This is a genomic window from Neorhizobium sp. SHOUNA12A, assembly GCF_023006505.1.
In the GTDB taxonomy this organism is placed as follows: domain Bacteria; phylum Pseudomonadota; class Alphaproteobacteria; order Rhizobiales; family Rhizobiaceae; genus Neorhizobium.
The window spans coordinates 39193-65151 of record NZ_JALBGV010000003.1; the positions used below are offsets into that span (position 1 = coordinate 39193).

A 25959-nucleotide genomic window follows, 5' to 3' on the forward strand; every position below is an offset into this window, starting at 1 on the left:
TCACGAGAACACGGTGCCGCCGTTGACGTCGTAGCAGGCGCCGGTAATGAAGGCCGCGTCGTCCGACATCAGAAAGGCGACGAGGCTTGCGACCTCTTGCGAACTGCCTTCGCGTTTCAAAGGCGTTGCCGCAGCGACGCGCTCGCGCACTTCGGGCTTGGTGAACATATCGTGGAAGGTTGTGGAGATCATGCCGGGGCAAACCGAATTGACCCGGATCTTTGGACCGAGCTCCTTTGCGAGTGCGCGCGTATAGGTCATCACCGCGCCTTTCGAGGTCGCATAGGCGAGCGCGCCGGGGCCGCCGCCGTCGCGCCCTGCCTGCGAGGCAAAGGTCACGATCGCGCCGTGGCCTGCCATCGCGGCTGTGGCCGCCTTCGTGGCGTTGAACAGCGAGGTGAGATTGAGGTCGATGACCTCCTGGAAGAAGGCTTGATCCATGTCTGCCAATGTCTTGCGCGCGACGATGCCCCCAGTGACGTGGACCAGCCCGTCGAGCCTACCGAAATCCGACAGCGCCTTGTCGACGGCAGCCTGCGCATCCGCAGCCTTGGTCATATCCGCCTTGATGGCGACGCCCCTGCCGCCTGCGGCAGAAATGGCCGCGATGCTGGCCTGCGCCCCAGCGGCCGAGCCGAAATAGGTCACCACCACCCGGGCGCCCTCCTCAGCCAGCCATTCAGCACAGGCCCTGCCGATGTCGCGTCCGCCGCCGGTCACCAGGATGACCTTGTCTTTCAATCCGTTCATGGAAAATTCCTCGTGCAGTCAGAAGTTCTTCGGGATGACGATCCGCAGCTGGTTGTCGTCGACATCGGTGAAATAGATGTCGGCGCTGAAGCCCTGGTCGTCGATGAAGTGGAAGACCCGCCTCGGTTCGTTCAGCGAATAAGGGACGAGTAGGGTCACGAGCGTGTGCTTGGTGGACGGGGGAAGGCTTGCCTCGATATGGAATTGCGTCGCCAGCCCCTCGACTTCGACCGGATCGACGCCCTCGAAGCCTTCCACCAGCCGAACTTCGGGCGCTCCGGACGTGGAATGGACGAACTGTCCGTAGAGCCCGGCGCGTTCTCCGGTCAGCCGGAAGCTGTTCGATCCGACATCCATGGATCGGGTGGCATGGAACAGCCACTGGATCGACTTGGCAGTCGCGCATTCGACACGGTCGACGATCACCAGAAAATCGCTGTGCGAGAAATAGATATCTCGCTCGGCGCGCAGGACATCCGGATCGGCGGCATGGTAGGCGGCCGTCGCATCGCCGCTGATGAAGACATGTGTCTTTTCTTCCCGGACCGCGAGGATCCGGCCGCCGGCCTTCTTGGCGATCGTCTTGTCGCCGTCCGCATACTGGCCCCTGCCTTCGATCAGGACGGCGTTCTTGGAGATCGTCTGGCGCCGCCAGTTGCGGTGCATGGTGGAGTTGAAGGCGACATAATAGCCGCTCTGGATCGCCAGGTCCTCGCCGAAGGCATAAAGAAGGAAGGCGTTCTGGTCGCCGTGGCTGTGACTGAGGGAGCCGAAGGAACTGCTCTTGAACAGGAACTGGATATGCCGAGCAGGGTCGTCCATGTGTTTTTGGACGGCAACCCAGCCGATGTCCTTGAACCACTTGACCGGCGGCAGGTCGGATGGCGCCCTGGCTTCGACCGGCGGATAATCGTGGCGATAGACGAGATCGTCGAAATTGAGATCCCACCAGCCATAATTATAGAATTCCATCGCGGTGCCGGCCGCCCCCGCGTTCAGGCGTTCGTAATACCATTGGTAATAGGGATTGCCCGTGACCCCGGCGAACTGACGGACATTGTATCCGACCTTGAGGCCCGGCGGATCGCCGAGTGTCGAGTCGTCTCCGAAACAGGCGCGGCGCGTGCCTGGCGCCTTCGTGTAAAGCGGAAAATCACCGGTCTTCTGGAAGAACGGCCGCTGGTAGAGATCGACCTTGAGAAAGGCGCGGATCAGGTTGGCCGCCTCGGTCAGATAGGCGATCCCGGTCATCCAGTAATGCGGCCCCTCGGCCCAGCCGCCATCCTTGCCGCCCCAGGGGGAATAGAGGGTGAAGAGGAATTCGACCGTATAGTCCAGCCAGCCCTCCGCCTCCTTCTCCTCGCCGGCCAGCGCGATGCAGGCGGCCGTCAATGCCGCCGAAAGGGAGCGTACCGCATGGCTGTCATAGGGAAAGACATGGATGCGCGCGCGCCACAGGACATGGTCGGCCACCTCGCGGGTGCGGGCAAGCAGCACATTTCGGACCTGTTTGCGCTCATCCTCATCCAGATGGTCGTGTAGCCAGTCGTACCCCCAGGCGAGCGCGGTGACGACGCGGAAGGCCGCCTCGTCGTTGTAGGAGCGGCTCGTCGCGCCTTTCGGATCCCATGCGGCAACGGACAGAAGCCAGGTCTTGGCCATGGCAATCAGGGCGGGGTCATCCAGGATCACGCCGCCGATGGCCAGATGGCGGATGGCATAGATGACCTCCTGGCAGTCGATATACATCTGCCGCCAGAGCGTTGCGATGCGGATATTGTCCGGATAAGGGGAAGGCTCGGAAATTATCGCGCGCGATAGCCAGGGTTCGACGGAATTATGGAAGAAATTCTGCCAGCCGCAGTGATCGGGTGCCGACTTGAGCTTCTCCCGAAAGGCGATCACCCCATCGGGATTGAGCCATAGACGGGGATGGCGAAGGTCCCTCGCCTGAAGCCGGGCTTCAGCGCGCGGCAGCTGCGTTTGCGGCAGGTCGGGAGTGATGTCGAACGACCGGACGCTGCTCCACCCCGAGGCGACGCGTTTTGCTTTGGCGTCCCAGAGCGCGAACGCCCAGGAATAGGAGCCGGGCTCGAATATCACGTCGGGCGTGAAGAAGTTCCAGGCCAGATTGTCAAAGACGTGCGTGACCCCGGGCGCGAAGTCCGGATCGGACGAGACCTTCAGAACGTAACGGGCATCATCGTCAAGCGCCGGCAGCCAGCTGAAGCGCGGCGGGTTCTCCTGGATGGGGGCGCCGTCCGGCTGGTATGTGATCGTCAGCGTGCCGGGCTTCGGCTCGTCGAGATATTGCAAACGGGGGGCTTCGGCGATTTTGGGCATCGCAGTGAGATCCTTTAAATCTATGGAGAAGAGGGCGCGGGCCGGCCGCGCCCGGAGGCGTCAGTTCTTGCCGTACTGGCGGTCGTAAGCCGTCTGCATGACCTTGATCACCTTGGAGAGGCCAAGCTGTTCGAGACGGGCCTGGTAGGCGTCCCAGGATGCCGCGACATCTTGTGCGCCCAGCACCCAGGTTTGCTGCATCTCGGTCATGTAGGTAAGCAGGCTCGGCCAGTACTTGTCGTAGGTGGCACGCTCCTTGGCATCCATGGAGACGCCGGTGAATTCCGGCTGCAGGAGGCCTGGCTCCTTTTTGTACATGGCGATGCCGTCGAGGGCCATCTTGTTGGTCCACTGCTCCTCGGACGGATAGGAGGCCCAGTAGCCGCGCGGTACGCCGGCGCCGATCTCCCACATCTGGGCGTTTACGGGCTTCGGATTGTGCAGCACGCTGTCCTTGTAGAGCGGCTTGCCGTCCTTCATGTCGTAATTGACGCCCTCGATACCCCAGTTGGACAGGATGCGGCCTTTCTCGGAGAACCAGAAGTCGAAATATTTGATCGTCTCGACCGGATGCTTGTTGCTGTAGGAGATCGCCCATCCGGCCGGCTGCACGGTGGCGCGGCGGCTGTCTTCGAACCGCTTGCCGGAAACCGTCTTCGGCGGCAGCATCGGCGCAAAATTGATGCCGGGAACGCTGTCCTTCAAAGCTTCGGTATAGTTCGAGGTGCTGGCGAACCAGTCATGCGTCATGCCGCCGATATTATTGCCGAGCATGTATTCCCGGTCACGCGCGCCGCGCGTGAAGATCTCGGTATCGATCAAGCCTTCCTTGAACCACTGGGCGACTTTGGAAATCCCGGTCTTGTAGTTCGGCGTCGTCCAGGGATGGACGATCTTGCCGTTCTCGACCATGAAATCGCCATAACGCTCCGACCCCGAGACGCGGGCATCCCACATGTTGATCAACCGCACGGCCTCGATCGGCTCGCGGGCGAAATACGGAACCTCGTCCTTCTTGCCGTTGCCGTTCGGGTCCTTCTCGCGAAACGCCTTGAGCACCGTGTAGAGCTCGTCGACATTGCCGGGCTCCTTGAGGCCCAGCTTCTCCAGCCAGTCCTTGCGGATGAACCAGGCGCGCGAATATTCGCCCTCCGGGACATAAGGGATGAAATAGATATGGCCATCCGGGGCGCTGATCGTCTGGCGCACGACAGGGTGCTCGTCGAAGAACTTCTTCAGATTGGGGGCATGTTCCGCGATGAGGTCGTCGAGCGGCTGGAATGCTCCTTCCATCCCGTAACGGATGAAATCGTCCTTCAGGCCGCCGGTGACGTCGCCGCCGACGATGTCCGGCAGGTTCCCGGACGCCATCAACAGATTGAACGCGTCGCGGCTGTTGCTGGTGGCGAGAGACGCCACGTTCTTGACGTGGATGCCGGTCCATTCGGCCGCCTTCTTCTCCACCGGCCAGTTTTCCGTGTAGACGTATTTGTCACGGAAATGAAAGTGGATCGTCAGCTCGAGCGGATTGGCGACGATCTTGGTCGAGGCGTCCTGAGCATGGGCTGTACCGACTTGCAGAAAGGCGCATGTGGCCAGCAGGGTAAGGCTTTTTCGAAAGTGTCTCATCCATTTCTCCTCCTTAAACAGAATTGGCTTTGACGGCGTTATTCCTTCACTCCGCCAAGGGTGATGCCCTTGTTGAAGTATTTCTGGATGCTCGGATAAATGAGCAGGACCGGGATGATCGAGGCGATCATGATCGCTGCCGTCACCGTCTCGAACGAATAGCGCGACGTCATCAGACTGCTGGCGAACTCGTCATTGGCGCTCAGGTCGACGATGATCCGTTTCAGGTAGAGTTGCAGCGGGATCTTCTCTTCGCCGCGCAGAAGCACCATGGCCCAGAAATAACTGTTCCAGCGCGACACGATGCAGAACAGGCCGACCGTGATGATCGCCGGCTTGGAGAGCGGAATGAAGACCTTCCAGAGCAGCTGGAACTCGCTTGCGCCGTCCATCTTGGCGGCCTCCTCGAAGGATTTCGGGACGGCCTCGAAGAAATTGCGCAGCAGGATGACGTTGAAGGCGTTGCAGGCAAAGCCGATGATCAGCCCAAAGCGTGAGTCCAGCAGGCCGAGATCGCGCATGTTCAGGAAGAACGGGATCATTCCCGCATTGAACCAGAGCGTGAACGCCACCATCAGGTTCAGGAACTTGCGGCCGCGCAGCCGTGAGCGGGACAGGGCATAGGCGCCGGGGATCATGATCGCGAGGCTGACCGCGGTGCCGCCGAACGTGTAGATGAAAGTATTGCCGTAGGCGATCCAGAACAGCCGGTCCGACAGCACGAACTCGTAGGCCGCAAGCGTCAGGTCCTTCGGGAAAAGGATAACCTGCCCCGAGGTGACCGCGGCGCCCGAGGAGACCGATACCGCCAGGATGTAAATGAACGGATAGAGCGTCGACAGGACGAAGATGCCGATCAGCGCCGCATTGGCATATCCGAAGATCCAGTCGCCCCGGGAATAGAGGTTGAAATGTGCCATGACATCACCAGAGCGAGGTTGACGAGACCTTCCGGCTGATCCGGTTGGCCGTGAAGACGAGAGCGAAGGCGATGACGGCGTTGAACAGGCCGGCCGCGGTTGCGAGGTCGTATTGGGTTCCCTGCAGACCGGTCCGGTAGACGTAGGTCGAGACGACGTCGGCGGTGCTATAGGTGGCCGGCTGATAGAGAAGGATGATATATTCGAACCCGACCTCGACGAGGTTGCCGATGCGGATGATCAGCATGATGATGATCGTCGGCAGGATGCAGGGCAGCGTGATCCGCCATATCATCTGCCACCGCGAGGCGCCGTCCACCCGCGCCGACTCGTAGAGCGTCGGGCTGACGCCGGCGATCGCGGCCAGGTAGACGATGGATTCGAAGCCCGCCTCTTTCCAGATGTTGGAGCCGATGAACACCGACCGGAACCATTCCGGCTGGGTGAGGAAATAGACCGGTTCGAACCCCAGGCTGGATAGGATGAGATTGATCACGCCCGTCGTGGGGGACAGAAGATTGATGACGATGCCGGCGACGATCACCACCGAGATAAAGTGCGGCAGGTAAACGATCGTCTGGGAGAACCGTCGGCCGAACTCGTTCTGCAGTTCGTTGAACATCAGCGCCAGGATGATCGGCACCGGGAAAGCGAAGATCAGCCCGAGCCCGCTGATGGTGATCGTGTTGATGAAGGCGCGGATGAAGATCTGGTCTTCGAGAAGGGTGCGGAAGTTCTCAAGCCCGACCCAGGGACTGCCGGCGATGCCCCGGAAGGGGCTGAAGTCCTTGAAGGCTATCTGCAGCCCTTCCATCGGCTTGTAGAGAAACAGCAGAAACCAGACGATCATCGGCAAGGCGAGCAGATAGAGTTGCCAGTCCCGGCGAAGATCTTCGCCTATGCCTTTCAGATAGTGGGTCATCCTCGATGTCATCATCCACCTCACGAACGGCCATTGACGGCCCGGCCGGTTTCCAGGTCGAAAATGTGAAGCCTGTCGGTCGGCATCAGCAGTTGCCGGACCTCGGCGAGCTTCTGGACATCGGACGGCGTGTCGACCTTGGCGACGACCGGCTGGCCGGCGATCCGGCAATGCAGCAGGGCTTCGGAACCAAGCGGCTCGACGAGATCGACTGTCGTCGGGATGTTCTGGACATCCGCGACCGTGCCCGTCTCGATCTCCAGGTGCTCCGGACGGAGACCAACGAGAATGCGCTGGCCCGCGTCAAGGGCGGCGGCGCTCCAGGCGGGGAGCGTCAGTTGCGCCGGATTGTCATCGGTCCCGTCAATCCGTGCGACGGCTGCGCCGTTCGCAGCGGTCACGGTCGCTTTCAGCAGGTTCATGGGTGGTGAACCGAGGAAGCTCGCGACGAAGGCATTCGCCGGATTGAGAAAAAGCTCCATGGGAGAGCCCACCTGCTCGACGCGGCCGCTATTCATCACCACGATACGGTCGGCCAGTGTCATGGCCTCCACCTGGTCGTGGGTCACGTAGATGCTGGTGACACCCATGCGGTTGTGCAGCCGGCGGATTTCGGCGCGCATCTGGGTGCGCAACTTGGCGTCCAGGTTCGAAAGCGGTTCGTCGAAGAGGAAGACCCTTGGCTTGCGCACGATCGCGCGTCCCATCGCCACCCGCTGCCTTTGACCGCCGGAAAGGTCCGCGGGCTTGCGCTTCAGGTAGGGCGTCAGATCGAGGATCGTCGCCGCCTCGCTGACAGCTGCCTCAACCACTGCATTCTTCTCGCCGCGGACGCGCAGGCCGAAGGCGATATTTTCCGCGACATTGAGATGCGGGTAAAGCGCATAATTCTGGAAGACCATGGCGACATCGCGATCCTTGGGCGCCATGCGGTTGACGACGCGCCCACCGATGGAGATCGTGCCGCCGGAGATATCCTCAAGCCCGGCGACCATGCGCAGCGTCGTCGATTTGCCGCAGCCCGACGGGCCGACCAGGACGACGAATTCTCCCTGCACCACCGACAGATCGATAGAATGCACGACTTCGAGTGCGCCGTAGCGTTTCACTACGTCGTTCAATTCCACTGCAGACATTTCAGTTTCCTCCCGCTGCGTCCGCCTTCAGGTCAGACTGCGCCGCGGCCTCCGTTTTTCCGTCGTAGTTGCATTGATGGATTCGATGTAGCTCCACAGCTTCGGATCTTTTGAAAGCTCCGTGATCTTGCTTTCCAACGAACCCAGATGCCGGGTCATCGCCGCCACCGCGGCATCCGGGGACGCAGCCCCGATGGCCTCGACAATGGCACGATGTTCGTCGATGACCTCGCCGGTGCGGCGCACTCCGAACACCATCTTCAGATGACGCATTCGGTCGATTTCCCCCTTCGCCTGATTGACGAAAGACCAGACGCCGCTGAGGCGCGCCGCCGTAAAGATCGCCTTGTGAAAGCTCTCGTCCAGTTCGAAGAAGCTGGTGTAGTCCTCGCTCGCGACGGCCTCGATCTGCTGGTTGAGCAGGAGTTCCAGGCGGCCGAGATCCTCGAACGTGTGGCGCTTGGCCGCTTCCGCTGCAGCTCCCGCCTCCAGGCGGAACCGGATAAAGCAGGCCTCGATGTAACGCTGCACCTCGATCGTCGCGACGAACGTGCCCCCTTGCGGGACGACCTTGATCAGGCCCTCTTCCGAAAGACGGATGATTGCCTCGCGCACCGGCGTCTTGCTGACATGCAGGATCGCGGCGACCTCCTTCTCGGGAAGGGCGCGGCCGGGAAGCAGCCTGACTTCGACGATAAGCTGCCGCAGCAGGCGATAGACCTTGTTGGTCGTATTGCCCGTGCCTTCCATCAGGAACGGCCGGAGCAATTCCTCAAGGGGAAGAGCAGGAATCTGCACGACTTCAGACATATCTATTCACCAACTGATATCTTAGTCGCCAGATTGATGTCCTAGCTGAGAATTGTCAAGTCCAGATGCCCAAGATTCTCGGGCGCCAAAAAACCGCCGCACCGGAGCGTTGCGCGGCGTATGGAGGCGATGTCCGGATGCGCGTGAATCAGCGCTTTGCTGCGAGCGCCTACATGCCTACATAAAGTGGCCAGGAGCGGCGCGGCAGGCGCAGGGGGTCTATGACCCCGGGAGCGTCTGCTCGAATGAGTGCCTGGCGAGACCTGTCAGAACACATCGCGGGCTGGTCGTCAGGCGGACACCTCCATCCGCTCCGACAGCCACGGTCTCGCTGAAACCAAGCCCCTGCGCCGTCGCATAAAGATGGAAGACCATGCCTTCTTCCAGAACCCAGTTCGATGTCGGCAGGAAAACCCTCGAAAAGTCGCTGGTGCGCGGCGTGCGGGTATAGAGGCCCAATGTATAAGCCGTCACGTTCTCGTATGTCGGCCGCAGATGCGCGTTAAGCGCGCCCTGCCGCATGATGGCATCGATATCGCGAGCGACGGCGCCCGCCTTCATCGCGGCGATCTGGCGATCCTGCAGGGCGACGAGCTTTTCGGCAGCCGCATTGAGGGCGACCGACGGCTCCCCGACCACGACCGGCCGCATCACGCGGGCGCCATAGTTTCCAACGCGCGGGATGAGTTCGACATGCAGGATGTCGCCCTGCATGATCGTTTCGGTCTTGAACGCACCATGCAGAAACTCGTGGCTGCCGATGGCCTTGACGACGGGGCCGACTTCGCCGGTATCGGCACCTTCACGCAGGAAGACCTGCGAGGCGATCGCCGCCGCATCGCGGGTGGTCATTCCCGGACGGGCCTGCCGTGCGATCTCCAGCATCGCCTTGTCGGCGATTGCGGACGCCTGACGGAGTACGGCAATCTCATCCTCCGACTTGACCCAACGCAGGCTGTCGCTGAGCCCCGGCATGGGAATGAAGCGCGCATCCGGCAGCAGCGCCGAAAGCCGAGTGAACGTCGCAGCGCTCATGCTATAGGAATTGGTATCGAGGCCGATGCGCGCTCCAGCAAATCGGCGCTCGCAGATGCTTGCAGCGACGGCCGCTTGCGCGTCGTCGGTATCGGCGAAACCGACCACGTCGGAAATCCAGCTCTTTTCCCGGCACGGCGCCTCGTCCAGCGCCCGCAGCGTGAACCAGGCATCGCCCTCGCGCGGCAAAAAGGCGGCGCGGTACATGGTTTCGGAGACGGTGTAGCCGGTCAGCCAGGCCAGCAACTCGCCGCTATCGACGAGCAGCAGATCGACGCCGGCGGATGCCATGGCGTCCCGGGCGCATGCGATACGGCGATCGAATTCCGCCCGGGAGAACATGGTTAGGCAACCTCGCAGATATCGAGGATAGTCAGCATGTAGACGCGGATCATGTCGAGATAGTCGACGATGTCGACACGCTCGTCGGGCATGGTGTTGTAACGGCCGCCGGGGCCGCACACGATACCTTCCATGCCGAGCTCCTTGTAGAGATGGCCGGCATCGGTGCCATAGAAGCGGGTCGGCGTGATCGCGCCGGTCGGCTGTTTTTCGCCCCGCACGGCTTCATAGGCTGCGTTGATCGATTTGACGATGCGCGATGTCGGCGAGACCTCGAAGGGCGGCATCAGCGGGCGGCCCTCGATCAGCTCCGGAACCAGCTTTGCCTTGAGCCCGGGGAAGCGGCCTTCGAGGGCCACCAGTTCCTTTTCGAGATCGGCCAGCACGCCCTCCTGCGTCTGCCCCGGCGCATAACGGCACGAGCCCTTGAGACGGACGAAATCCGCGACCTGCGGCGGGCGCCATTCTTCCAGACCGCGCCCGAGCGCACCATGGACGACGCCGACATGGCCGCGGTTGATCGACCGGTGCACGTCGCTCCTGGCGCCGCTGAAGGTCATGGCGTTGATGCGCGGGATGATATCGCAAGCCGCGGCGATCGCGTCGACAGATTCCTCGCGCTTGGAGAGGTGGCGCGTGTCGCCGGTCAATTCGATGACGTAGCTGAGCGCTGCCGCGTGCATGGTGACGGCGACGAGATCGCTCGGCTCGCTGTTGATGAAATAGTCCGCCTTGACGCCGTGCTTGATCGCGGCAAGCGTGCCGACGCCGCCCTGCAGTTCGCCGACCACGAAGGTCAGGACAACGTCGCCCTTGAGCTTGACGCCGGCATCGAGCAGCGTCTTGACTGCGCAGAAATAGGCGGCATCGCCGGCCTTCATGTTCGACACGCCGATACCGTAGATGAACTTGTCATCGACGAGGCCGGCATAGGGATCGACCGTCCAGCCTTCGGTAACCGGATTGGTGTCGAGATGGCCGTTGAACAGCAGGCTCTTGCCGCCGCCGGTACCCTTGAGGCGTCCGATCGTGTTGAAGCGGCGGCCTTCGTCGAACGGCTGCAATTCGGCTTCGACCCCGATCTTTTCCAGTTCGCCGGCCATGTAGCGCGCAAGATCACGCTCGCCATCGGTTTCCGAATGGCTCTTGTGCTGGACCATCTTCGACAGGAAGTCGAGGCAGGCCTTTTCGTCGATCCGATCCACCAGGGATTTCGGGTCCATTGTCATACTCCTTGATGCATTGTCATAGGTATTGGCCCGCCGCGCGTGGCACCGCCTCGATCAGTCGGCGGGTATATTCAGCGCGATCCTGGCTATCGATGTCTGCTGCCGGTGCGATCTCGACGAGATTGCCGCGATACATCACGGCGATCCGGTGGGCGATCTGGCGGATAAGGTTGAGGTCGTGGGTAATGAACAGGTAGGCGGTGCCGCTGGCCTTCTGCAGTTCCAGCAGCAGCTGGACGATGGACGCCTGCACCGACACGTCGAGCGCGGAAGTGATCTCGTCGCAGATCACCAATTTCGGCTTGGAGGCAAATGCACGGGCGATCGCCACGCGCTGTTTCTCGCCGCCCGACAGCTGATGCGGATACCGCTGGGCATGGGTGCGCGGCAGGCGCACCTGCTCCAGCATGTCGCCGACCTTCTGGTCGAGATGAGACGCGTCCCCGAACAGCTTCAGCGGCCGCGACAGGATCTCGCTGATCTTCTGGCGGGGATTGAGCGAGGCGTCGGGGTGCTGGAAGATGATCTGCACGTCCTTGCGATAGGCATTGTCCATGTCGCCAAGGCTCCTGATCTCGCGACCGTCGAACCAGATCTTGCCCTCGAAGCGGTTGAGACCGGTCATCGCCTTCGCCAGCGTCGACTTGCCGGAGCCGGATTCGCCGACGATGCCGAGAATTTCTCCCGGATTGATGCTGAGGCTGATGGCATTGTTGCCGGCAACGCGTTCGGTGGCGCGGCCGGTCAGCGCCGCCAGAAACGGCTTGCGGCCATAATGGACACTGACGTTTTCCACACGCACCAGCGGCTTGTCCGTGTCAACGACAATGTCGCCGACCAGCCTGCGGGCCGGATCGGGAACCGCCGCGATCAGTTCGCGGGTATAATCCTGCTGCGGATTGGCAAAGATATCACGCACCGCGCCCTGCTCGACGATGTCGCCACGACGGATGACGGCGACGCGGCTGGCCGTGCGCGACACCAGCGCCAGATCGTGGGAAATGTAGAGCGAGGCGACACCGGTCTCAGCCTGCAGTTCCACGAACAGGTCGAGGATCTGGCATGAGGTGATGACGTCGAGCGCCGTCGTCGGTTCGTCGAAGATGATGCATTCGGGATTGCACGCAAACGCCGATGCGATGACGACGCGCTGCTTCTCGCCGCCCGATGCCTCGTGCGGCATGCGATTCATCATCGAGGCCGGCGTCTTCAGGCCGACGCGATCCAGCATCGCCTCGCCTTCCTTCCAGGCCTGCTGTCGTGTCAGCCCGCGGTGACGGACCAGCACCTCGGCGAGCTGGGTGCCGAGCGACAGGGTCGGGTTGAGCGACGTGCTCGGATCCTGGAACACCATGCTGATCCGCCGGCCGCGAAAGGCCTCGATCTGGGCATCGGTCTTTTCGAGCAGGTTCTCGCCGCTCAGCAGGATGCGGCCGCCCGGTTCGCGGGCGTTCTTGGGCAGATAGCGCATGATCGACCAGGCAAGCGAGGTCTTGCCGGAACCGGATTCGCCGACCAGGCCGAGGATTTCGCCTCGGTGGACGGAAAGGTCGATGTTCTTGAGCGCATGGAAGACGCCGGTGGCCGTGTCGTAATCCAACGAGTAATTCTCGATCGCGAGAACCGGAGTTTCTGGTTTTGTCGTCATGATGGCGGCCTCAGGTTCGCGGATTGAGGGCATCGCGAAGACCGTCGCCCAGAAGGTTGAAGCCGACGGCGACGACGGCGATCGCCACGCTCGGCCAGATCAGGATGCCGGCACTCAGGTGCATGTAGCGGCGCGCCTCCGAGACCATCAGGCCCCATTCGGCCGCCGGCGGCTGCGCGCCGAGGCCGAGAAAACTCAGCGTCGCAAACAGCATGACCGCAAAGGAGATGCGGATGGTCATCTCGACGATGATCGGCGCGATGACGTTCGGCAGCATTTCCCGCAGGATGATGTAGGCGGAGCTTTCGCCACGGGCGACCGCCGCATTGACGTAATCCTGCTTGCGCACCGACAGCGCGACGCTGCGGGTGATGCGGGCCATGCCCGGCGCAAACGCGATGGCAACGGCGATCAGCGCGTTGACCGTGCTGGACCCCAGAAGGTTGACCACCAGAAGTGCAAACAGCAGGCTCGGGATCGACATGACGGCATCGATGGTGCGCATGATCAATTCGTCCGCCCGGCCGCCGAGGAAGGCGGAGGTGGTGCCGACGAAGGCGCCGAGCAGCGTACCGGCGATGGTTGCGAGCACGGCCATGACCACGGTGGCGCGGGCGCCGATCAGCAGGCGGCTGAAGATGTCGCGGCCATATTGATCCGTTCCCAGCCAATAGGCGGCGCTCGGCCCCTTGTATCGCGCAAGCGGTGCAAGCGTTTCCGGGTCGTGCGGCGCGAGCATTGGTCCGAACAGCACGACCACCAGCACCAGCAGGACAAGCAACATACCGATCGCGCCCTGCGGCGTGCGCAGCAGGCGTTTGATGAAATCAGTCATACTGGATCCTCTTGTCGAGCCAGGCATAGAGGATGTCGGCGATGAAATTGACGATCGAATAGGTGGCCGCCATGATCAGCACGCCGGCCTGGATGGCCGGCAGGTCACGCGCCTGGATCGCCACGATCAGCTGGCGGCCGATGCCGGGAATGGCAAAGATCTCTTCGACGACAATGACGCCACCGAGCAGGTAACCGACATCGAGCGCAACGATGGTAATGGTTGGCAACAGCGCATTGCGCAGTGCGTGGCGACGAAGGACCTGTCCGCGCGAAATTCCCTTCAGCCGGGCGGCACGGATATAATCGGTGTGCAGCACGTCGACGAGTTCCGAGCGAACCATCCGCGAGACGTGGGCGATCAGGATCACCGAAATGACGCAGACCGGCAGGACCAGATGCGCGATGCCGCTCGAGAAATTCTCGGTGAGCGGCACATAACCGGTCGGCGGCAACCATTTCATCAGGTCGGCGAAGACGAGGACGGCGACGGTCGCCGTGACGAATTCGGGAAGCGCCACGCCGGCGTAGGAGATCAGGCTGACGACCATGTCGGCGATCTTGCCGCGACGGACGGCAGCGATGATGCCGAGCGGAATGGCGAGAACCAGCATCAGGCCGATCGACAGGAAGGCCAAAAGCAGCGAACGCCCAAGCGCCTCGAACATCACCGGGCCGACAGGCTGGCCGGTGCGCAGCGAAGTGCCGAGATCGCCCTGCAGCACGTGGCCGAGCCATATGGCATATTGCTGCCACACGGGAGCGTTGAGCCCCATGTTTTGACGCAGCGCAGCGAGAGCGTCCTGTGTCGCATTCTCACCCAGCATCATGACGGCGGCATCGGCCGGCAGGATCTGGGTGATGGCGAAAACGATGAGCGATACGATGAAGAGCGTATAGACGATCATCACCAGCCGCTTGGCTATATAATTCGGGGACACGGTCGTGTTCCTTGTTCCACCAGCCGGACGCTCGAAGAGCGTCCGGCATAGTTGGGGTTAGCCGCGCTTGGGCGCCTTGTCGGTTAGGGAGGCGTAGTCGAGGCGGAAGACCGAGGCGCGCGGATGCGCTTCGTAACCCTTCACCCAGCTGCGCTTGGCCGACAGCACGTCGAAGAAGGACGGGATAATCGAGGGTACTTCCTCGTTCATCAGTTCCTGAGCCTTGGTGTAAAGCTCGGTGCGCTTGGCTGCGTCGATCGTGCCGCGAGCTTCGGCGACCAGGGCGTCGAAGGCCTTGTTGTTCCAGCGCGTCTCGTTCCAGGAGGCATCCGAGGTATAGAGAAGCTTGAAGATTCCGTCCGGGGTCGGCTGCATGTTGTAGAAGCCGACATAGAAGCTGCCCTTCTTCCACACCTGCTCCAGATAGGTGGCGTGCGGCATCGTCTGGACGTTGATAGTAATGCCCGCTTCCTTGGCCATTTCCTTGAGGGCGACGGCAAGCTGGGTGCGCACCGCTGGGCGGTCGGAGGCGATGAGCGTTGCTTGCAGGCCATTCGGGAAACCGGCTTCCGCAAGCAGCTTTTTGGCTTCGGCGATATTCTTCTGGCGCTGTTTGGCAGCCTTGAAGAACTGGTAGGACGGGTTCAGCGGCGTGTCGTTGCCCGGCGTGCCAAAACCTTCTGTGACGAAGTTGACCATCGCCTCGCGATCGACCGTGAGCGCGATCGCACGGCGGACGCGCGCGTCGTTGAACGGCGCGGTGTCGCAACCGAAGTTGATGTTGCAGAACTGGCCGGACGGCGTGCGCAAGACCTCGACGCCGTCATTGCCGTCAAGCCGCAGGTATTCGGTCGGCTGCAGCGTCGAGATGATGTCGACATTGCCGGCGATCATCGCCGAGCCTTCGGCGGAGATATCCGGGAATACCTGGACTTCGATACGATCGAGATAAGGGCGTGCCGGGTCGTAATAGTTCGGGTTGCGTTCGACGACGATCAGACGGTCCGGCTCGTAGGATACCAGCTTGAACGGGCCGGTGCCGACAGCCTTGGTGGCAAGACTCTTGAGGTCGCCGGTGGCGATCGAGGCGGGAATGATGCGAGCGTTGGTGTAGGCCATGGCGACCGGCAGGTCGGCATAGGCGCCGGAGAGCTTGAACAGCACCGTTGTATCGTCGACGGCGACGATGTCGGAGATCGGGCCGACATTGTTGCGGCCGGGCGACGCGGTTGCCGGATCGAGGATTGCCTTGAAGGTGGCGACGACGTCCTTTGCCGTGAACGGCGAGCCGTCATGGAAGGTCACGCCCTTGCGCAGCTTGAACGTCCATTCGGTCAGGCCAGCGTTGGGCGTCCAGCTTTCGGCCAGGTCCGGCTCGACCGACATGTCGACCTTCAGGCGTGTCAGGTTGCTATAGAGCAGTTCGGTCACCAGGTATTCCGGGTTGACGCGGGTCAAAAGCGGATGGATGACGCTTGCAGCTTGGTCGACGGAGATGCGCAGCGTGCCGCCCTTGGCCGGCTTTGCGGTCTGCGCCAGGCCAAGCGCCGGTGCAGCAAAGACGGCGGCGGTGCCGGCGAGGAAGAGGCGACGTTTCATTTCCAGCATTTTTCAGGTCCCTTATGGTTCAGGCGCGGTTTTCAGGAATGGCGTCGGCGGCAAAGTCCGCCGCGAGATAGGCCAGTATGCTTTTCGCCAGGGCGATGATGTCCTGGCGGGTGGTATGCTCTTCAGGACTGTGGATGCAGCTTTCCGGGCGGCCGAGCCCGCCCAGCAGCACCTCCTGTGCAAAGCCGGACTTCTGCACGTAGCCGAAATCGGAGCAGCTTGCGGCGCCCCATTTTTGAAAGTCTTCCGGCTTGTAGCCGAAGCCCAGCGACAGCGCCTCTTGCCAGCGTGGCCAATGCGGACCTTCCGGATCGCCCGTCGGGATGAGGTGTCCGACCAGATCAATTTCGAGCTTCAGCCCGGTGCCGGCAACGCTGTCGCGGATCACTCTTTCGATCTCGGCGCGCGCGATCTCATAGTTTTCTTCCGGAGCATAACGTCGGCTCACGAGAATCTTGATCTCCGCCGGCACCTGTCCGCCGGCGGTGCCGCCATTCACGGCCGAAATCGAAAGCTGCGGTCGCAGCGGACCTGACGCGTGCGGCGGCGGCGCCAGCGCGGATGCCCGGCTGGCCACGTCCGGCTTCAAGACCATCAAGGCATTGAGCAAGGGCAAGGCGCCTTCGATAGCATTGATGCCAGCGCCGGTGCGATTGCCTTCGCCTGCATGAACGGCGTGCCCCCTGATCGTCACCTGCAGATGGAAGACACCGAAGCAGCCAGCCCATATACGCGGCGCCGCGGACCCGTTGAAATTGAGGATATGACCTTTCAACTTCCCCTGCTCCGCCAGATAGCGAATACCGGGATACAGGCCCCCTTCCTCGTCGGTGCAGAGGAGCAGCATCGGATCGTAATAAAGAGGCAGGCCGCATTTTTTGGCAGCCCGCAACGCCAGCAGGGTTGCCGCGATCGTGCCCTTCATGTCCGCTGCGCCGAGCCCGAACAGATCGTCACCCTCGACGGTCAGTTTCAAAGGATCGCGTGCCCAACCGGGCGCGGCCGGGACCGTGTCGACGTGATAATAAAGACCGCAGACGGGCTTTCCCGTTTCGCGGGTGGCAATCAGGTTGGTTCGCTCGCCGGATGCCGGCCCACCGGCCACGTGCCAAAGATCACGCGGCACGACGACCCGCTCGAACTCAAACCCCAGGGGCGAAAGGAGTTCGGCCATCAGATCGGCAAAAGCGTCATAGCCCAGACCCGGCGGGAATGAGGTGTCAACTTCGATCATCCGGGCCAGATCATCGACAGCAACCTCGACATCCCGCTCAATCGCTGCCATGGCAGGTCCAAGGATCTGTTGCGAAGAAGCTGGCTGCGGCGTGTTCATGGCAGTGTCCTCGGTACCCGGCGCGCCAGCCTCCCGAGCTTGCGCTTTAATATAAACTATATAGTAATACTGCGTAGATCGAGACCCTGAGTCAACTCTAAAGAAGAGGCAAATCATTGCCGGAACTGCCCAATAATTCATCAGGAGTGATCAAACTGACGGAACTGTCGTTGCCGCTCTATGAAGTGGTCAAACGACAGATCACCGAAGCGATCATGCTTGGCAAACTGGAACCGGGTGCGGTTCTGCCGAGCGAAGTGGCGCTGTCGCAAACCTATGGCGTGGCCGTGGGCACCATCCGGCGGGCGCTGATGGATCTCACCAATGACGGCCTTCTCAGCCGCCGTCGCAAGACCGGCACAGTCGTGACCGGCCGCAAGCCGCAGCACAGCCTGCGCCTGTTTTTTCAGTATTTTCGACTGCACGGTCTGGATGGTTCGCTCAGCAAATCGGTCACGAAGGTGACTTCGCTCGACAGGAGCATTGCTTCCGCTGCCGATGCGCGAAAACTTCAGATCGACGAGGGATCGCCGATCGTCACCTTCCACAGGGTGCGTTACGTCGACGAGCGGCCGATCATGCACGAGACACTGACGCTTTCCCGCGAACGGGTCCCGGACTTCCCCGAAAGGCCGGAGGAAATCCCTCAGCTCTTCTACCTGCATCTGCTGGAAAATTATGGGATCCGCATTTCGGCCATACGCGAGCAGATCGGTGCCGATCTTGCGAACGATTCCGATGCCCGGTGGCTGGATCTGGCTCTACCCGCTGCCGTTCTCACAATCGACGAGGTCGCCTATGATCAACTGGCGGTTCCGGTTCTCATCTCCGCCCATCGCGCGACGACCGCACACCATCGGTATGTCAACGAGGTTCAATGAGAATGTGGCCGTTGACGGTGATGGACGACCATCCTGAACGGGAAGGTCGTCCATCCTGCCGCCGTCAGTTCTCCAATGCCTGCATGACGAGATGGCTGTCGACATATTGGACCATGGTTGCGATCTTGCCATCGGATACGCGGTAGAGATGGGCAAAGCTCGCGGTCATCGACTTGCCCGTGGCCTTGTAGGTGCCGGAATAGAAGCCGAAGGCGGCTACCCGATCGCCATCCTCCAGATAGGTGTGGACTTTGGCGCTGTAGCCGATCCATTCGGTGGCGAGCCTGTGGAAGACACCGGCGATGATGGCGTCGGTTCCGACATAGGTGCCGGCATAAGGAAAACCTTCGGCCTCCGTCCAGGTCGCATCGGGCGCCAGGGCCGCAACTAAGTTGCGGCCATTATCTTCCGAGGTGCCCTCATACGTGGCACGGATGAGATCGAGATTTGCACCCATGACCGGTCAGCCCCACTTCATCTCGCCCGTGGCGACCTTGGAGCCGATGTCCAGCGCGATGCCCATGCCGAGACCCGGGAAGCGCGCTTCCATCGCCGCCTTGAGCTCGGCCGAGCCCTTGGCCTTAGCGAGTTCCTCCTCGAACGCCTTCAGATAGGCGAGGGTATGCGCGACACCTGAAAGGTCGCTCAGTGCTTCCGGGGTCATATGGCCGGCGACCACGATTGTTGGTTTGCGGGCTGCGATCTTCTCGAGATTGCCGATCCAGGCGGCCCGCAGTTCGGCGCTGTTGGTGTCCGCAGTCCAGACATGGACGCCATTGAAGATCAGCACGCCGCCGAATACGGCGTTCAGCGACGGGACGAAGAGATAGCGCCGGTTGGCAAGTCCTTCCGCTTCGACGATCTCGATCGTCTCCCCATCGACCGTCAGCGTCTTGCCGTCAAAGGCTTCCGGCATGACGACGTCGGCCAGCGTCTGCGGGCCGTTTTCCTTCAGCTGCGGACCCCAGACGGCGAGCTTCTTCTCGACGCTGCCCTTGATGGCGGCAACGGTTGCCGACGCGGCGATTACCTTGGCATCCGGGAAAGCCGCCTTGATCGGCCCAAGGCTGAAATAATAATCCGGATCGGACTGGCTGATGTAGATCGTGGTGAGCGTCTTGCCGGTGGCCTTGATCGCGTCCGCCAGCGCCTTGCCGTCTGGGAGCGTGAAGCCGCTGTCGATCAGTACGGCTTCCTTCGCACCGGAAACCAGAACGGGAGCGCGGAAAAAGCCGTTCTGTCCGGCGGGGAAATGCTTCCAGGTCAGGGTTCCGGCGGCATGGCCAAGTCCTGCAGGGGCAAAAACGGCGGTGGCGCCTGCGGCGAGAGTGGTTTTCATGATCGTTCTCCTCGTAAACATGGATGTCTCCGGTGCTTCGTTCGCTATCTGGGGCTGAGAGAGATGGCTGCCTTGCAGGTCTTGCCTCTCCTGCCTCGCTCCTTGTGAAGCCAAAGATGACACGGCGAGATAGAACGAAGAAGACCAACAAATACGACAGAATGTATGCTAGGAGTTGACAGTCACACGGGAGCTTTCATGCAAGAAGCGAGGAATCTCAACCGGCTCGCCTATTTTGTCGCTGTCGTCGACGCGGGATCTTTCACCCGGGCGGCGGAGTATCTCGGCATAACCAAGGCAGTCGTCAGCCAGCAGGTTGCCAGGCTCGAACAGGAGGTCGGCACGACGTTGCTGATGCGCACGACGCGGCGGGTCCAGCCTACCGAGGCAGGACAGATGTTTCACGCCCGTTGCGTGTCGATCCTCAGAGAGGCCGAGGATGCGCTGGGGGAACTGGCTCAAGCCAGGTCGGAACCCAAGGGCCTGTTGAGGATCACGGCACCCTACGACTATGGCACGTCGGTAGTCGTGCCTTTGGTCACCGCCTTCACGTCCCGCTATCCGGATTGCAGGGTGGAACTCAATCTCAGCGACAGGATGGTGGATTTGGTCTCCGAGAACATGGACCTCGCCATTCGCGTCGGGTGGCTGGCTGACTCAAGCCTCCAGGCCAGACGGATCGGCTTCTTTCGGCAATATCTTGTCGGCCCGCCTCAGTTTGCCGCACGACTAGCGGAATTAAACGGGCTCGCCGATTTGCCTGCCCTGCCCTTCGTTGCCAATAACGCGCTGCGAGAACCTTTGGAATGGACGTTTACGCGCGGTGATCAGGAGGCACTCACGGTGCGGTTCAAGGCGTCTATCGCGATCAATACCACGCCGGCGGTCATGGAAGCGGTAAGGCAAGGTGGCGGATTGTCCGTCCTGCCGGATTTCCTCGCGACTGCTGACTTGGCCGATGGACGCCTTATTCACGTCCTGCCTGAATGGCAGCTGCCGTCGGGCGGCGTCTTCACGGTCTATCCGGCTGCACGTTTTCGCCCGCCTAAGGTTTCCGCATTCGTGGACATGCTGATAGCGGCGTTGAGAACGGAAACACCGCGCGCGGAATAGGCAGATGGACACTTGACAGATTTTTCAATTAACCCATAGTAGAAATTGGTCAGACAATCTGACCGCTTGCGCATCAGAGGAGTGATGCGCTCGGAGGAGTTCGATGTTCGTGGCCTTGGAGCCGCGCCGGCTTTATCGCCAGGTTGCGGAGCAGATTCGTGTGCTGATCGATACGGGGGAGTTGAAGCCGGGTTCGAGGCTTCCGCCCGAACGTGAGCTTGCCGAGCGATTTTCCGTTTCACGGCCGACGGTCCGCGAGGCTCTGATCGTGCTCGAGGTCGAAGGCCGGATTCAGATCCGGATGGGATCCGGCGTCTATATCAGCAGTACTCCGCGACAGCCCGCCAGCGTCCTGCCGAACGACGAAGGAGGCGGTCCCCTGGAAATCCTTCAGGCGCGCTGCCTGATCGAAAGCAGCATCGCGGAGGAGGCCGCGCGTCTGGTGACGCCCGATGGCATCGCCCGGATCGATCTGCTTTTGGAGCGCATGGAGCAGTCGCTGGACGACGGCCCGGTCGCTCTTGCCTGCGACCGCGATTTTCACACGGCGATTGCCGACATCATCGGCAATTCGGCCCTGAAGCACTTCACCGGGCTGATCTACGATACGCGGATGTCGCCCTATTTCACGAAGCTCGCCAGCTACTTCGAAGGGCCGCACACATGGAAGCTGGCGCTTGAGGAGCACCGCATCATTCGTGACGCCATTGCAGCGGGAGACCCTGCCGCGGCACGCGAGGCCATGCGCCGTCATCTGACGCTGGCGCAAAAGAGATTCTCGGAAAGCTTCGAGGAGGAGCAGACCAGAGAAGACTGACCTCCACCACTGCGGTGGGGTCGACCATACAGTTCCGTTTCACTGGGAGGAAAGAATGAAACACCGACTGAAGACATTGCTTGGCGCCGCCGCAGTCATCATTGCATCGACGCTTTCGGCGCATGCCGAAACCGTGCTGAAATGGGCTCATGTCTATGAGACATCCGAGCCTTTCCACACCGACTCCGTCTGGGCCGCCGGCGAGATCGCCAAGCGGACCAATGGCCGTTACAAGATCGACGTATATCCGGCTTCACAGCTTGGAAAAGAAGCCGACATCAACCAGGGCCTCAAGCTCGGCACCGTGGATATCATCATCTCCGGCTCCAGCTTTGCAGCGCGCGATTACAAGCCGATCGGCGTCACCTATTATCCTTATATCTTCCGCGATGCGAGCCACCTGATCGCCTATACCAAGAGCGACATCTTCAAGCGTCTTGCCAAGGGCTATGAAGACAAGACCGGCAACCATATCGCCGCCGTAACCTATTACGGAACGCGCCACACCACATCCAACAAGCCGATTTCCAAGTGCGCCGACCTGCAGGGCGTGAAGATGCGCGTGCCGGATGTTCCAGCCTATCTCGCCATGCCGCGGGCCTGCGGCGCCAATACAACGCCGATCGCCTTTGCCGAAGTTTACCTCGCCCTGCAGAATGGGACGGTCGACGCGCAGGAAAATCCACTGACCACGATCGAGGCGAAGAAGTTTTATGAGGTGCAGAAGAATATCGTCCTGACCGGCCATATCGTCGACCACCTCAACACGCTGTTTTCGAAAAAGCTCTGGAACAGCCTGTCAGACGAGGACAAGAAGATCTTCTCCGACGTCGCGCAGGAAGCCAGCGTGCGCTCATCGAAAACGATCGACGCTCGTGAAAAGGAACTGGTCGACGAGTTCAAGAAGAAGGGCCTGACCGTGACGGAAGTCGACAAGGCGGACTTCCTGAAGAACGTCGTCGAAAAGGTCAAGCTCGAAGAATTCGGCTATGAAAAGGCCGACTGGGAAGCAATCCGCGCAATCAAGTAAAGCCCGTGGCGCGGTCTTCGGGCCGCGCCTGTTCGACAATTCCTTCCATTGCGCATGGGACCTGCCGTTTCGGCTGGTCACCAGGCGGGCCCGCCGCACCTTTCTGAAGGCTGCGGGGGCTCGCCCGGCCGGCGAACGTTTTCCCGGCGCAGTGAGGTTCATATCCGGACAGGATGCTATCGATGTCAGCGTCGCAGGAAATTCATACCAAGGTCACGCCTGAAGAACTTGCCCATACATTTGACGAGGCTCCAACTGAGGCCAATCTCAGCGCCTATGCGTTCGAGGACTGGATCACCCTGGCCCTTTTCTGGCTGATGACGGGTTGCGTCTTCCTCCAGTTCTTCACGCGCTACGTCCTCAACAACAGTTATGCATGGACAGAGGAAATCGCCGTCAACTGCTTGATCGGCGTGGTGTTCCTGGGCGCTGTGATGTGCGTGCGTACGTCACGCCATATCCAGGTGGATGTCCTCTATCATTACCTGCCCGCCCGCGTGACCCGCGTGATGGCGACGGCGGTGGATCTCATCCGCATCGGCTTCTTCCTCTACGGATCATGGCTGATGTGGCGTTACATGGAGATCGTGGCGGACGAGGAGATGGTGACGGTGCAACTGCCGCGCAACATCGTCTTCTATTCCGTGCTTGCCGCCTTCGTGCTGATGTTGCTGCGCTCGATCCAGGTCTTCATCGCCAACATGCGCCGGGGTTACTCCGTTCTGGAGCGACCGGAAGCTTTCCAGAGCGTGGAGGATTGACGCCATGTTGCTGCTCATAGGTTCGTTTCTTGTCCTGATGCTGATCGGACTTCCGGTCGCCGTCTCCATGGCCGTGTCATCGGTCCTCTACATTGTCTTCTATGACGTCGCGCCAGACATCATTGCCGCGCAGCGGCTGATTGCCGGCGTCGAAAGCTTTCCGCTGCTGGCGGTTCCCTTCTTCATCCTCGCCGGCAACCTGATGAATATCGCGGGCGTCACCGGCCGCATCTACGCCTTCGCCGTTGCCCTTGTCGGCTGGATGAAGGGTGGCCTCGCGCAGGTGAACATCATCGGCTCGGTGGTGTTTTCCGGCATGTCGGGAACGGCACTGGCAGATGCCGCAGGCATCGGCACCATCGAGATCAAGGCCATGCGCGATCACGGCTATCCGGTGGAAGCGGCCGTCGGCGTTACCGCGGCCTCTGCCACGCTCGGGCCGATCTTTCCGCCGTCGCTGCCCTTCGTCATCTACGGCATGATGGCAAATGTCTCGATCGGCGCTCTCTTCATGGCCGGCATCGTGCCCGGCGTCGTCATGACGGTGCTGATGATGGTCACCGTCGCGATCTTTGCCTATGTCAAACGCTGGGGCTCGGATGCCCCGTTCAGCATCAAGGGCCTGATCGGCGCGTCGTCGGAGATCCTCGTCGTCATGTTGGTCCCGGCCACCATCTGGGTTCTGCTCACGCTCGGCCTGTCGCTCAACTTTGCCATTTTCATTGCACTGGCCGCGCTGCTGATATGCGACTGGTATTTCAACTTTTCCGCGGTGATGGCGCTGATGACCCCGGTCATCCTGATCGGCGGCATGACCATGGGCTGGTTTACGCCGACGGAAGCAGCCGTCGCGGCCGTTCTCTGGTCGCTGTTCCTCGGCATGGTGCGCTACCGGACCATGACATTCAGGACGATCGCAAAGGCGACTTTCGACACGATTGAAACGACGGCATCGGTCCTGTTCATCGTGGCCGCAGCCTCCGTGTTTGCCTGGCTTTTGACGGTCAGCCAGACGGCGCAGCTCCTGTCGGAAGCGATCCTCTCCATCACCAGCAACAAATGGCTCTTCCTCATCCTGGTGAACCTGCTGATGCTGTTCGTCGGCTGCTTCCTCGATACGATCGCGGCGATCACCATCCTCGTCCCGATCCTGCTGCCGCTGGTCAAGCAGTTCGATATCGATCCGGTGCATTTCGGGTTGATAATGACGCTGAACCTGATGATCGGCCTCCTCCATCCGCCGCTCGGCATGGTGCTCTTCGTTCTGTCGCGTGTCGCGCGGCTGTCCGTCGAGCGTACGACGATGGCGATCATTCCCTGGCTGGTGCCGCTCATCATCGCATTGCTGCTGATCACCTTCATCCCGGCTATCACCCTCTGGCTGCCGACGGAGATGGGACTGATCCGCTGAAACCCGGTCCCGTACGGCTTTCTGACGCGTACGGGGCACGATCTCTCTGAAAGAGAAAGGCATCGCATGAAGACGCGCGTCGCTCGTCTCCACGGTATCCGTGACATCAGGATCGAAGATCTTGATTACCGCACGCCCGGCCCGGGCGAGGTGCTGCTGGCCATGGCGGCGGGCGGCATCTGCGGCTCGGACCTGCATTATTACCAGGATGGCGGGTTTGGGCCGGTGCGGGTTCGCGAACCCATCATCGCCGGCCACGAGGCCTCCGGCTTCGTCGAAGCCTTGGGTGCAGGGGTTTCCGGGCTCGATCTTGGGCAACTGGTAGCGGTCAACCCATCGCAGCCCTGCGGCCATTGCCAATACTGCCGGATTGGCCAGCCGATCCATTGCCTCGACATGCGTTTCATGGGCTCGGCCATGCGCCTGCCGCACGAAAACGGCATGTTCCGCGAAAGGCTGGTCGTCCCCGCGATCCAGTGCCATCCGCTGGGACAGGATGTGTCGCCGGGCGAGGCTGCCTGTGCGGAACCGCTTGCGGTGTGCCTGCATGCCGTCGCCCAGGCCGGAGACCTGTCGGGTCGCAACGTGCTGGTCACGGGGGCAGGCCCGATCGGGCTTCTGACGGTTGCCGCGGCCCGGCATGCGGGTGCCGCGAGGATCGTGGTGACGGATCTGGCTGACGCAGCCCTGTCGCGGGCGCCGTCAATGGGAGCGACGGAAACGATCAACGTGGCCTCCGATCCGGACGGGCTTCTCCCCTTCCAGGAGAACAAGGGCAGCTTCGACGTGGTGTTCGAATGCTCGGCCTCGGGGCCGGCTCTGCGATCGGCATTTGCCGCGATCAAGCCGCGCGGAACCCTCGTCCAGGTCGGCGTGACCGGTGACATGACCATCCCGCTCAATGCGCTGGTCGGCAAGGAGATCGTCTGGCGCGGCTCGCAGCGCTTCCATGCGGAATTTGCCGAGGCGGTCGATCTGATCGCCACGCGGCGCATCGACGTGCGGCCGATCATCTCGCACAGTTTCCCGCTTGATGCGGCGACCGCGGCTTTCGAACAGGCCGGAGATCGTTCCAGGGCCTGCAAGGTGCAGATCACATTTAAACAAACTGACAAAGCGTGAAGGAC

At 61.4% G+C, this 25959-nt stretch carries 23 protein-coding genes; 7 read left to right on the forward strand and 16 right to left on the reverse strand.

Annotated features, from left to right (window positions below):
• The 14 genes from MOV63_RS02045 to MOV63_RS02110 all read right to left on the reverse strand — a co-directional run bounded on the left by MOV63_RS02045 (window position 1) and on the right by MOV63_RS02110 (window position 17480).
• Entirely contained in the window at window positions 1-750 is a 750-nt protein-coding gene (locus tag MOV63_RS02045; protein WP_247031282.1) for an SDR family NAD(P)-dependent oxidoreductase, read from the reverse strand.
• An 18-nt stretch (window positions 751-768) separates the two neighbouring features.
• Window positions 769-3093: a DUF4962 domain-containing protein gene (locus MOV63_RS02050; RefSeq protein WP_247031283.1), complete on the reverse strand. Its 2325-nt coding sequence runs from the start codon at window positions 3091-3093 to the stop codon at window positions 769-771.
• A gap of 60 nt (window positions 3094-3153) precedes the next feature.
• Entirely contained in the window at window positions 3154-4722 is a 1569-nt protein-coding gene (locus tag MOV63_RS02055; protein ID WP_247031284.1) for an extracellular solute-binding protein, read from the reverse strand.
• 38 nt (window positions 4723-4760) lie between these two features.
• Window positions 4761-5642: a carbohydrate ABC transporter permease gene (locus tag MOV63_RS02060; RefSeq protein ID WP_247031285.1), complete on the reverse strand. Its 882-nt coding sequence runs from the start codon at window positions 5640-5642 to the stop codon at window positions 4761-4763.
• 4 nt (window positions 5643-5646) lie between these two features.
• Window positions 5647-6564 (reverse strand): sugar ABC transporter permease, encoded by a 918-nt coding sequence (locus tag MOV63_RS02065; protein ID WP_247031286.1) that lies wholly within the window; start codon window positions 6562-6564, stop codon window positions 5647-5649.
• A 20-nt stretch (window positions 6565-6584) separates the two neighbouring features.
• Window positions 6585-7700 (reverse strand): ABC transporter ATP-binding protein, encoded by a 1116-nt coding sequence (locus MOV63_RS02070; RefSeq protein WP_247031287.1) that lies wholly within the window; start codon window positions 7698-7700, stop codon window positions 6585-6587.
• Between the two features lie 27 nt (window positions 7701-7727).
• Window positions 7728-8510: a GntR family transcriptional regulator gene (locus MOV63_RS02075; RefSeq protein WP_247031288.1), complete on the reverse strand. Its 783-nt coding sequence runs from the start codon at window positions 8508-8510 to the stop codon at window positions 7728-7730.
• A 219-nt stretch (window positions 8511-8729) separates the two neighbouring features.
• The gene (locus tag MOV63_RS02080; protein ID WP_247031289.1) at window positions 8730-9887 is read right to left on the reverse strand and encodes a Xaa-Pro peptidase family protein; all 1158 of its coding nucleotides are present in this window, start codon (window positions 9885-9887) and stop codon (window positions 8730-8732) included.
• A gap of 2 nt (window positions 9888-9889) precedes the next feature.
• On the reverse strand, window positions 9890-11110 hold the full coding sequence (locus MOV63_RS02085) for a M20 family metallopeptidase (protein ID WP_247031291.1): 1221 nt from the start codon (window positions 11108-11110) through the stop codon (window positions 9890-9892).
• A 22-nt stretch (window positions 11111-11132) separates the two neighbouring features.
• A complete protein-coding gene (locus MOV63_RS02090) occupies window positions 11133-12764 on the reverse strand; it encodes an ABC transporter ATP-binding protein (RefSeq protein ID WP_247031293.1) in 1632 nt (543 codons plus the stop codon).
• A 10-nt stretch (window positions 12765-12774) separates the two neighbouring features.
• Complete coding sequence (locus MOV63_RS02095; RefSeq protein WP_247031295.1) at window positions 12775-13599, reverse strand: ABC transporter permease; 825 nt, start codon at window positions 13597-13599, stop codon at window positions 12775-12777.
• A complete protein-coding gene (locus MOV63_RS02100) occupies window positions 13592-14539 on the reverse strand; it encodes an ABC transporter permease (RefSeq protein WP_247031297.1) in 948 nt (315 codons plus the stop codon). The genes MOV63_RS02095 and MOV63_RS02100 overlap by 8 nt, the downstream gene beginning before the upstream one ends.
• Before the next feature lie 57 nt (window positions 14540-14596).
• The gene (locus tag MOV63_RS02105) at window positions 14597-16147 is read right to left on the reverse strand and encodes an ABC transporter substrate-binding protein (protein ID WP_247031299.1); all 1551 of its coding nucleotides are present in this window, start codon (window positions 16145-16147) and stop codon (window positions 14597-14599) included.
• 19 nt (window positions 16148-16166) lie between these two features.
• Entirely contained in the window at window positions 16167-17480 is a 1314-nt protein-coding gene (locus MOV63_RS02110) for a M20 family metallopeptidase (protein WP_247031301.1), read from the reverse strand.
• A gap of 146 nt (window positions 17481-17626) precedes the next feature.
• Here MOV63_RS02110 and MOV63_RS02115 point away from each other — a divergent pair, with 146 nt between their 5' ends.
• Window positions 17627-18361 carry a GntR family transcriptional regulator gene (locus tag MOV63_RS02115; RefSeq protein ID WP_247031303.1) on the forward strand — a complete coding sequence of 245 codons (735 nt, stop codon included), beginning with the start codon at window positions 17627-17629 and terminating at the stop codon, window positions 18359-18361.
• Window positions 18362-18425: 64 nt separating this feature from the next.
• On the opposite strand, the gene MOV63_RS02120 is transcribed toward MOV63_RS02115, so the two are convergent.
• Both MOV63_RS02120 and MOV63_RS02125 read right to left on the reverse strand, forming a co-directional pair.
• Window positions 18426-18818, reverse strand: a complete 393-nt coding sequence (locus MOV63_RS02120; RefSeq protein ID WP_247031305.1) for a nuclear transport factor 2 family protein — start codon at window positions 18816-18818, stop codon at window positions 18426-18428.
• A 6-nt stretch (window positions 18819-18824) separates the two neighbouring features.
• The gene (locus MOV63_RS02125) at window positions 18825-19721 is read right to left on the reverse strand and encodes an MBL fold metallo-hydrolase (RefSeq protein WP_247031307.1); all 897 of its coding nucleotides are present in this window, start codon (window positions 19719-19721) and stop codon (window positions 18825-18827) included.
• A 177-nt stretch (window positions 19722-19898) separates the two neighbouring features.
• On the opposite strand from MOV63_RS02125, the gene MOV63_RS02130 reads away from it, so the two are divergent.
• From MOV63_RS02130 to MOV63_RS02155, 6 genes are all read left to right on the forward strand, one after another.
• Entirely contained in the window at window positions 19899-20813 is a 915-nt protein-coding gene (locus MOV63_RS02130; RefSeq protein WP_247031309.1) for a LysR family transcriptional regulator, read from the forward strand.
• A gap of 103 nt (window positions 20814-20916) precedes the next feature.
• A complete protein-coding gene (locus tag MOV63_RS02135; protein ID WP_247031311.1) occupies window positions 20917-21630 on the forward strand; it encodes a FadR/GntR family transcriptional regulator in 714 nt (237 codons plus the stop codon).
• A 55-nt stretch (window positions 21631-21685) separates the two neighbouring features.
• The gene (locus MOV63_RS02140; protein ID WP_247031313.1) at window positions 21686-22660 is read left to right on the forward strand and encodes a sialic acid TRAP transporter substrate-binding protein SiaP; all 975 of its coding nucleotides are present in this window, start codon (window positions 21686-21688) and stop codon (window positions 22658-22660) included.
• Between the two features lie 182 nt (window positions 22661-22842).
• Window positions 22843-23421, forward strand: a complete 579-nt coding sequence (locus MOV63_RS02145; RefSeq protein WP_247031315.1) for a TRAP transporter small permease — start codon at window positions 22843-22845, stop codon at window positions 23419-23421.
• Window positions 23422-23425: 4 nt separating this feature from the next.
• Complete coding sequence (locus MOV63_RS02150; protein ID WP_247031317.1) at window positions 23426-24832, forward strand: TRAP transporter large permease; 1407 nt, start codon at window positions 23426-23428, stop codon at window positions 24830-24832.
• 66 nt (window positions 24833-24898) lie between these two features.
• Window positions 24899-25954, forward strand: a complete 1056-nt coding sequence (locus MOV63_RS02155) for an L-idonate 5-dehydrogenase (RefSeq protein WP_247031319.1) — start codon at window positions 24899-24901, stop codon at window positions 25952-25954.
• Window positions 25955-25959 lie beyond the last annotated feature (5 nt).

What these genes read in the sequence shown, in the direction of transcription:
- MOV63_RS02065 (WP_247031286.1), bottom strand. Translation starts at nt 6,564, where the DNA reads ATGACCCACTATCTGAAAGGCATAGGCGAAGATCTTCGCCGGGACTGG.
- MOV63_RS02095 (WP_247031295.1), bottom strand. Translation starts at nt 13,599, where the DNA reads ATGACTGATTTCATCAAACGCCTGCTGCGCACGCCGCAGGGCGCGATC.
- MOV63_RS02045 (WP_247031282.1), bottom strand. Translation starts at nt 750, where the DNA reads ATGAACGGATTGAAAGACAAGGTCATCCTGGTGACCGGCGGCGGACGC.
- MOV63_RS02130 (WP_247031309.1), top strand. Translation starts at nt 19,899, where the DNA reads ATGCAAGAAGCGAGGAATCTCAACCGGCTCGCCTATTTTGTCGCTGTC.
- MOV63_RS02085 (WP_247031291.1), bottom strand. Translation starts at nt 11,110, where the DNA reads ATGGACCCGAAATCCCTGGTGGATCGGATCGACGAAAAGGCCTGCCTC.
- MOV63_RS02060 (WP_247031285.1), bottom strand. Translation starts at nt 5,642, where the DNA reads ATGGCACATTTCAACCTCTATTCCCGGGGCGACTGGATCTTCGGATAT.
- MOV63_RS02135 (WP_247031311.1), top strand. Translation starts at nt 20,917, where the DNA reads ATGTTCGTGGCCTTGGAGCCGCGCCGGCTTTATCGCCAGGTTGCGGAG.
- MOV63_RS02120 (WP_247031305.1), bottom strand. Translation starts at nt 18,818, where the DNA reads ATGGGTGCAAATCTCGATCTCATCCGTGCCACGTATGAGGGCACCTCG.
- MOV63_RS02140 (WP_247031313.1), top strand. Translation starts at nt 21,686, where the DNA reads ATGAAACACCGACTGAAGACATTGCTTGGCGCCGCCGCAGTCATCATT.
- MOV63_RS02055 (WP_247031284.1), bottom strand. Translation starts at nt 4,722, where the DNA reads ATGAGACACTTTCGAAAAAGCCTTACCCTGCTGGCCACATGCGCCTTT.
- MOV63_RS02090 (WP_247031293.1), bottom strand. Translation starts at nt 12,764, where the DNA reads ATGACGACAAAACCAGAAACTCCGGTTCTCGCGATCGAGAATTACTCG.
- MOV63_RS02070 (WP_247031287.1), bottom strand. Translation starts at nt 7,700, where the DNA reads ATGTCTGCAGTGGAATTGAACGACGTAGTGAAACGCTACGGCGCACTC.
- MOV63_RS02150 (WP_247031317.1), top strand. Translation starts at nt 23,426, where the DNA reads ATGTTGCTGCTCATAGGTTCGTTTCTTGTCCTGATGCTGATCGGACTT.
- MOV63_RS02105 (WP_247031299.1), bottom strand. Translation starts at nt 16,147, where the DNA reads ATGCTGGAAATGAAACGTCGCCTCTTCCTCGCCGGCACCGCCGCCGTC.
- MOV63_RS02080 (WP_247031289.1), bottom strand. Translation starts at nt 9,887, where the DNA reads ATGTTCTCCCGGGCGGAATTCGATCGCCGTATCGCATGCGCCCGGGAC.
- MOV63_RS02050 (WP_247031283.1), bottom strand. Translation starts at nt 3,093, where the DNA reads ATGCCCAAAATCGCCGAAGCCCCCCGTTTGCAATATCTCGACGAGCCG.
- MOV63_RS02145 (WP_247031315.1), top strand. Translation starts at nt 22,843, where the DNA reads ATGTCAGCGTCGCAGGAAATTCATACCAAGGTCACGCCTGAAGAACTT.
- MOV63_RS02125 (WP_247031307.1), bottom strand. Translation starts at nt 19,721, where the DNA reads ATGTTTACGAGGAGAACGATCATGAAAACCACTCTCGCCGCAGGCGCC.
- MOV63_RS02110 (WP_247031301.1), bottom strand. Translation starts at nt 17,480, where the DNA reads ATGAACACGCCGCAGCCAGCTTCTTCGCAACAGATCCTTGGACCTGCC.
- MOV63_RS02075 (WP_247031288.1), bottom strand. Translation starts at nt 8,510, where the DNA reads ATGTCTGAAGTCGTGCAGATTCCTGCTCTTCCCCTTGAGGAATTGCTC.
- MOV63_RS02155 (WP_247031319.1), top strand. Translation starts at nt 24,899, where the DNA reads ATGAAGACGCGCGTCGCTCGTCTCCACGGTATCCGTGACATCAGGATC.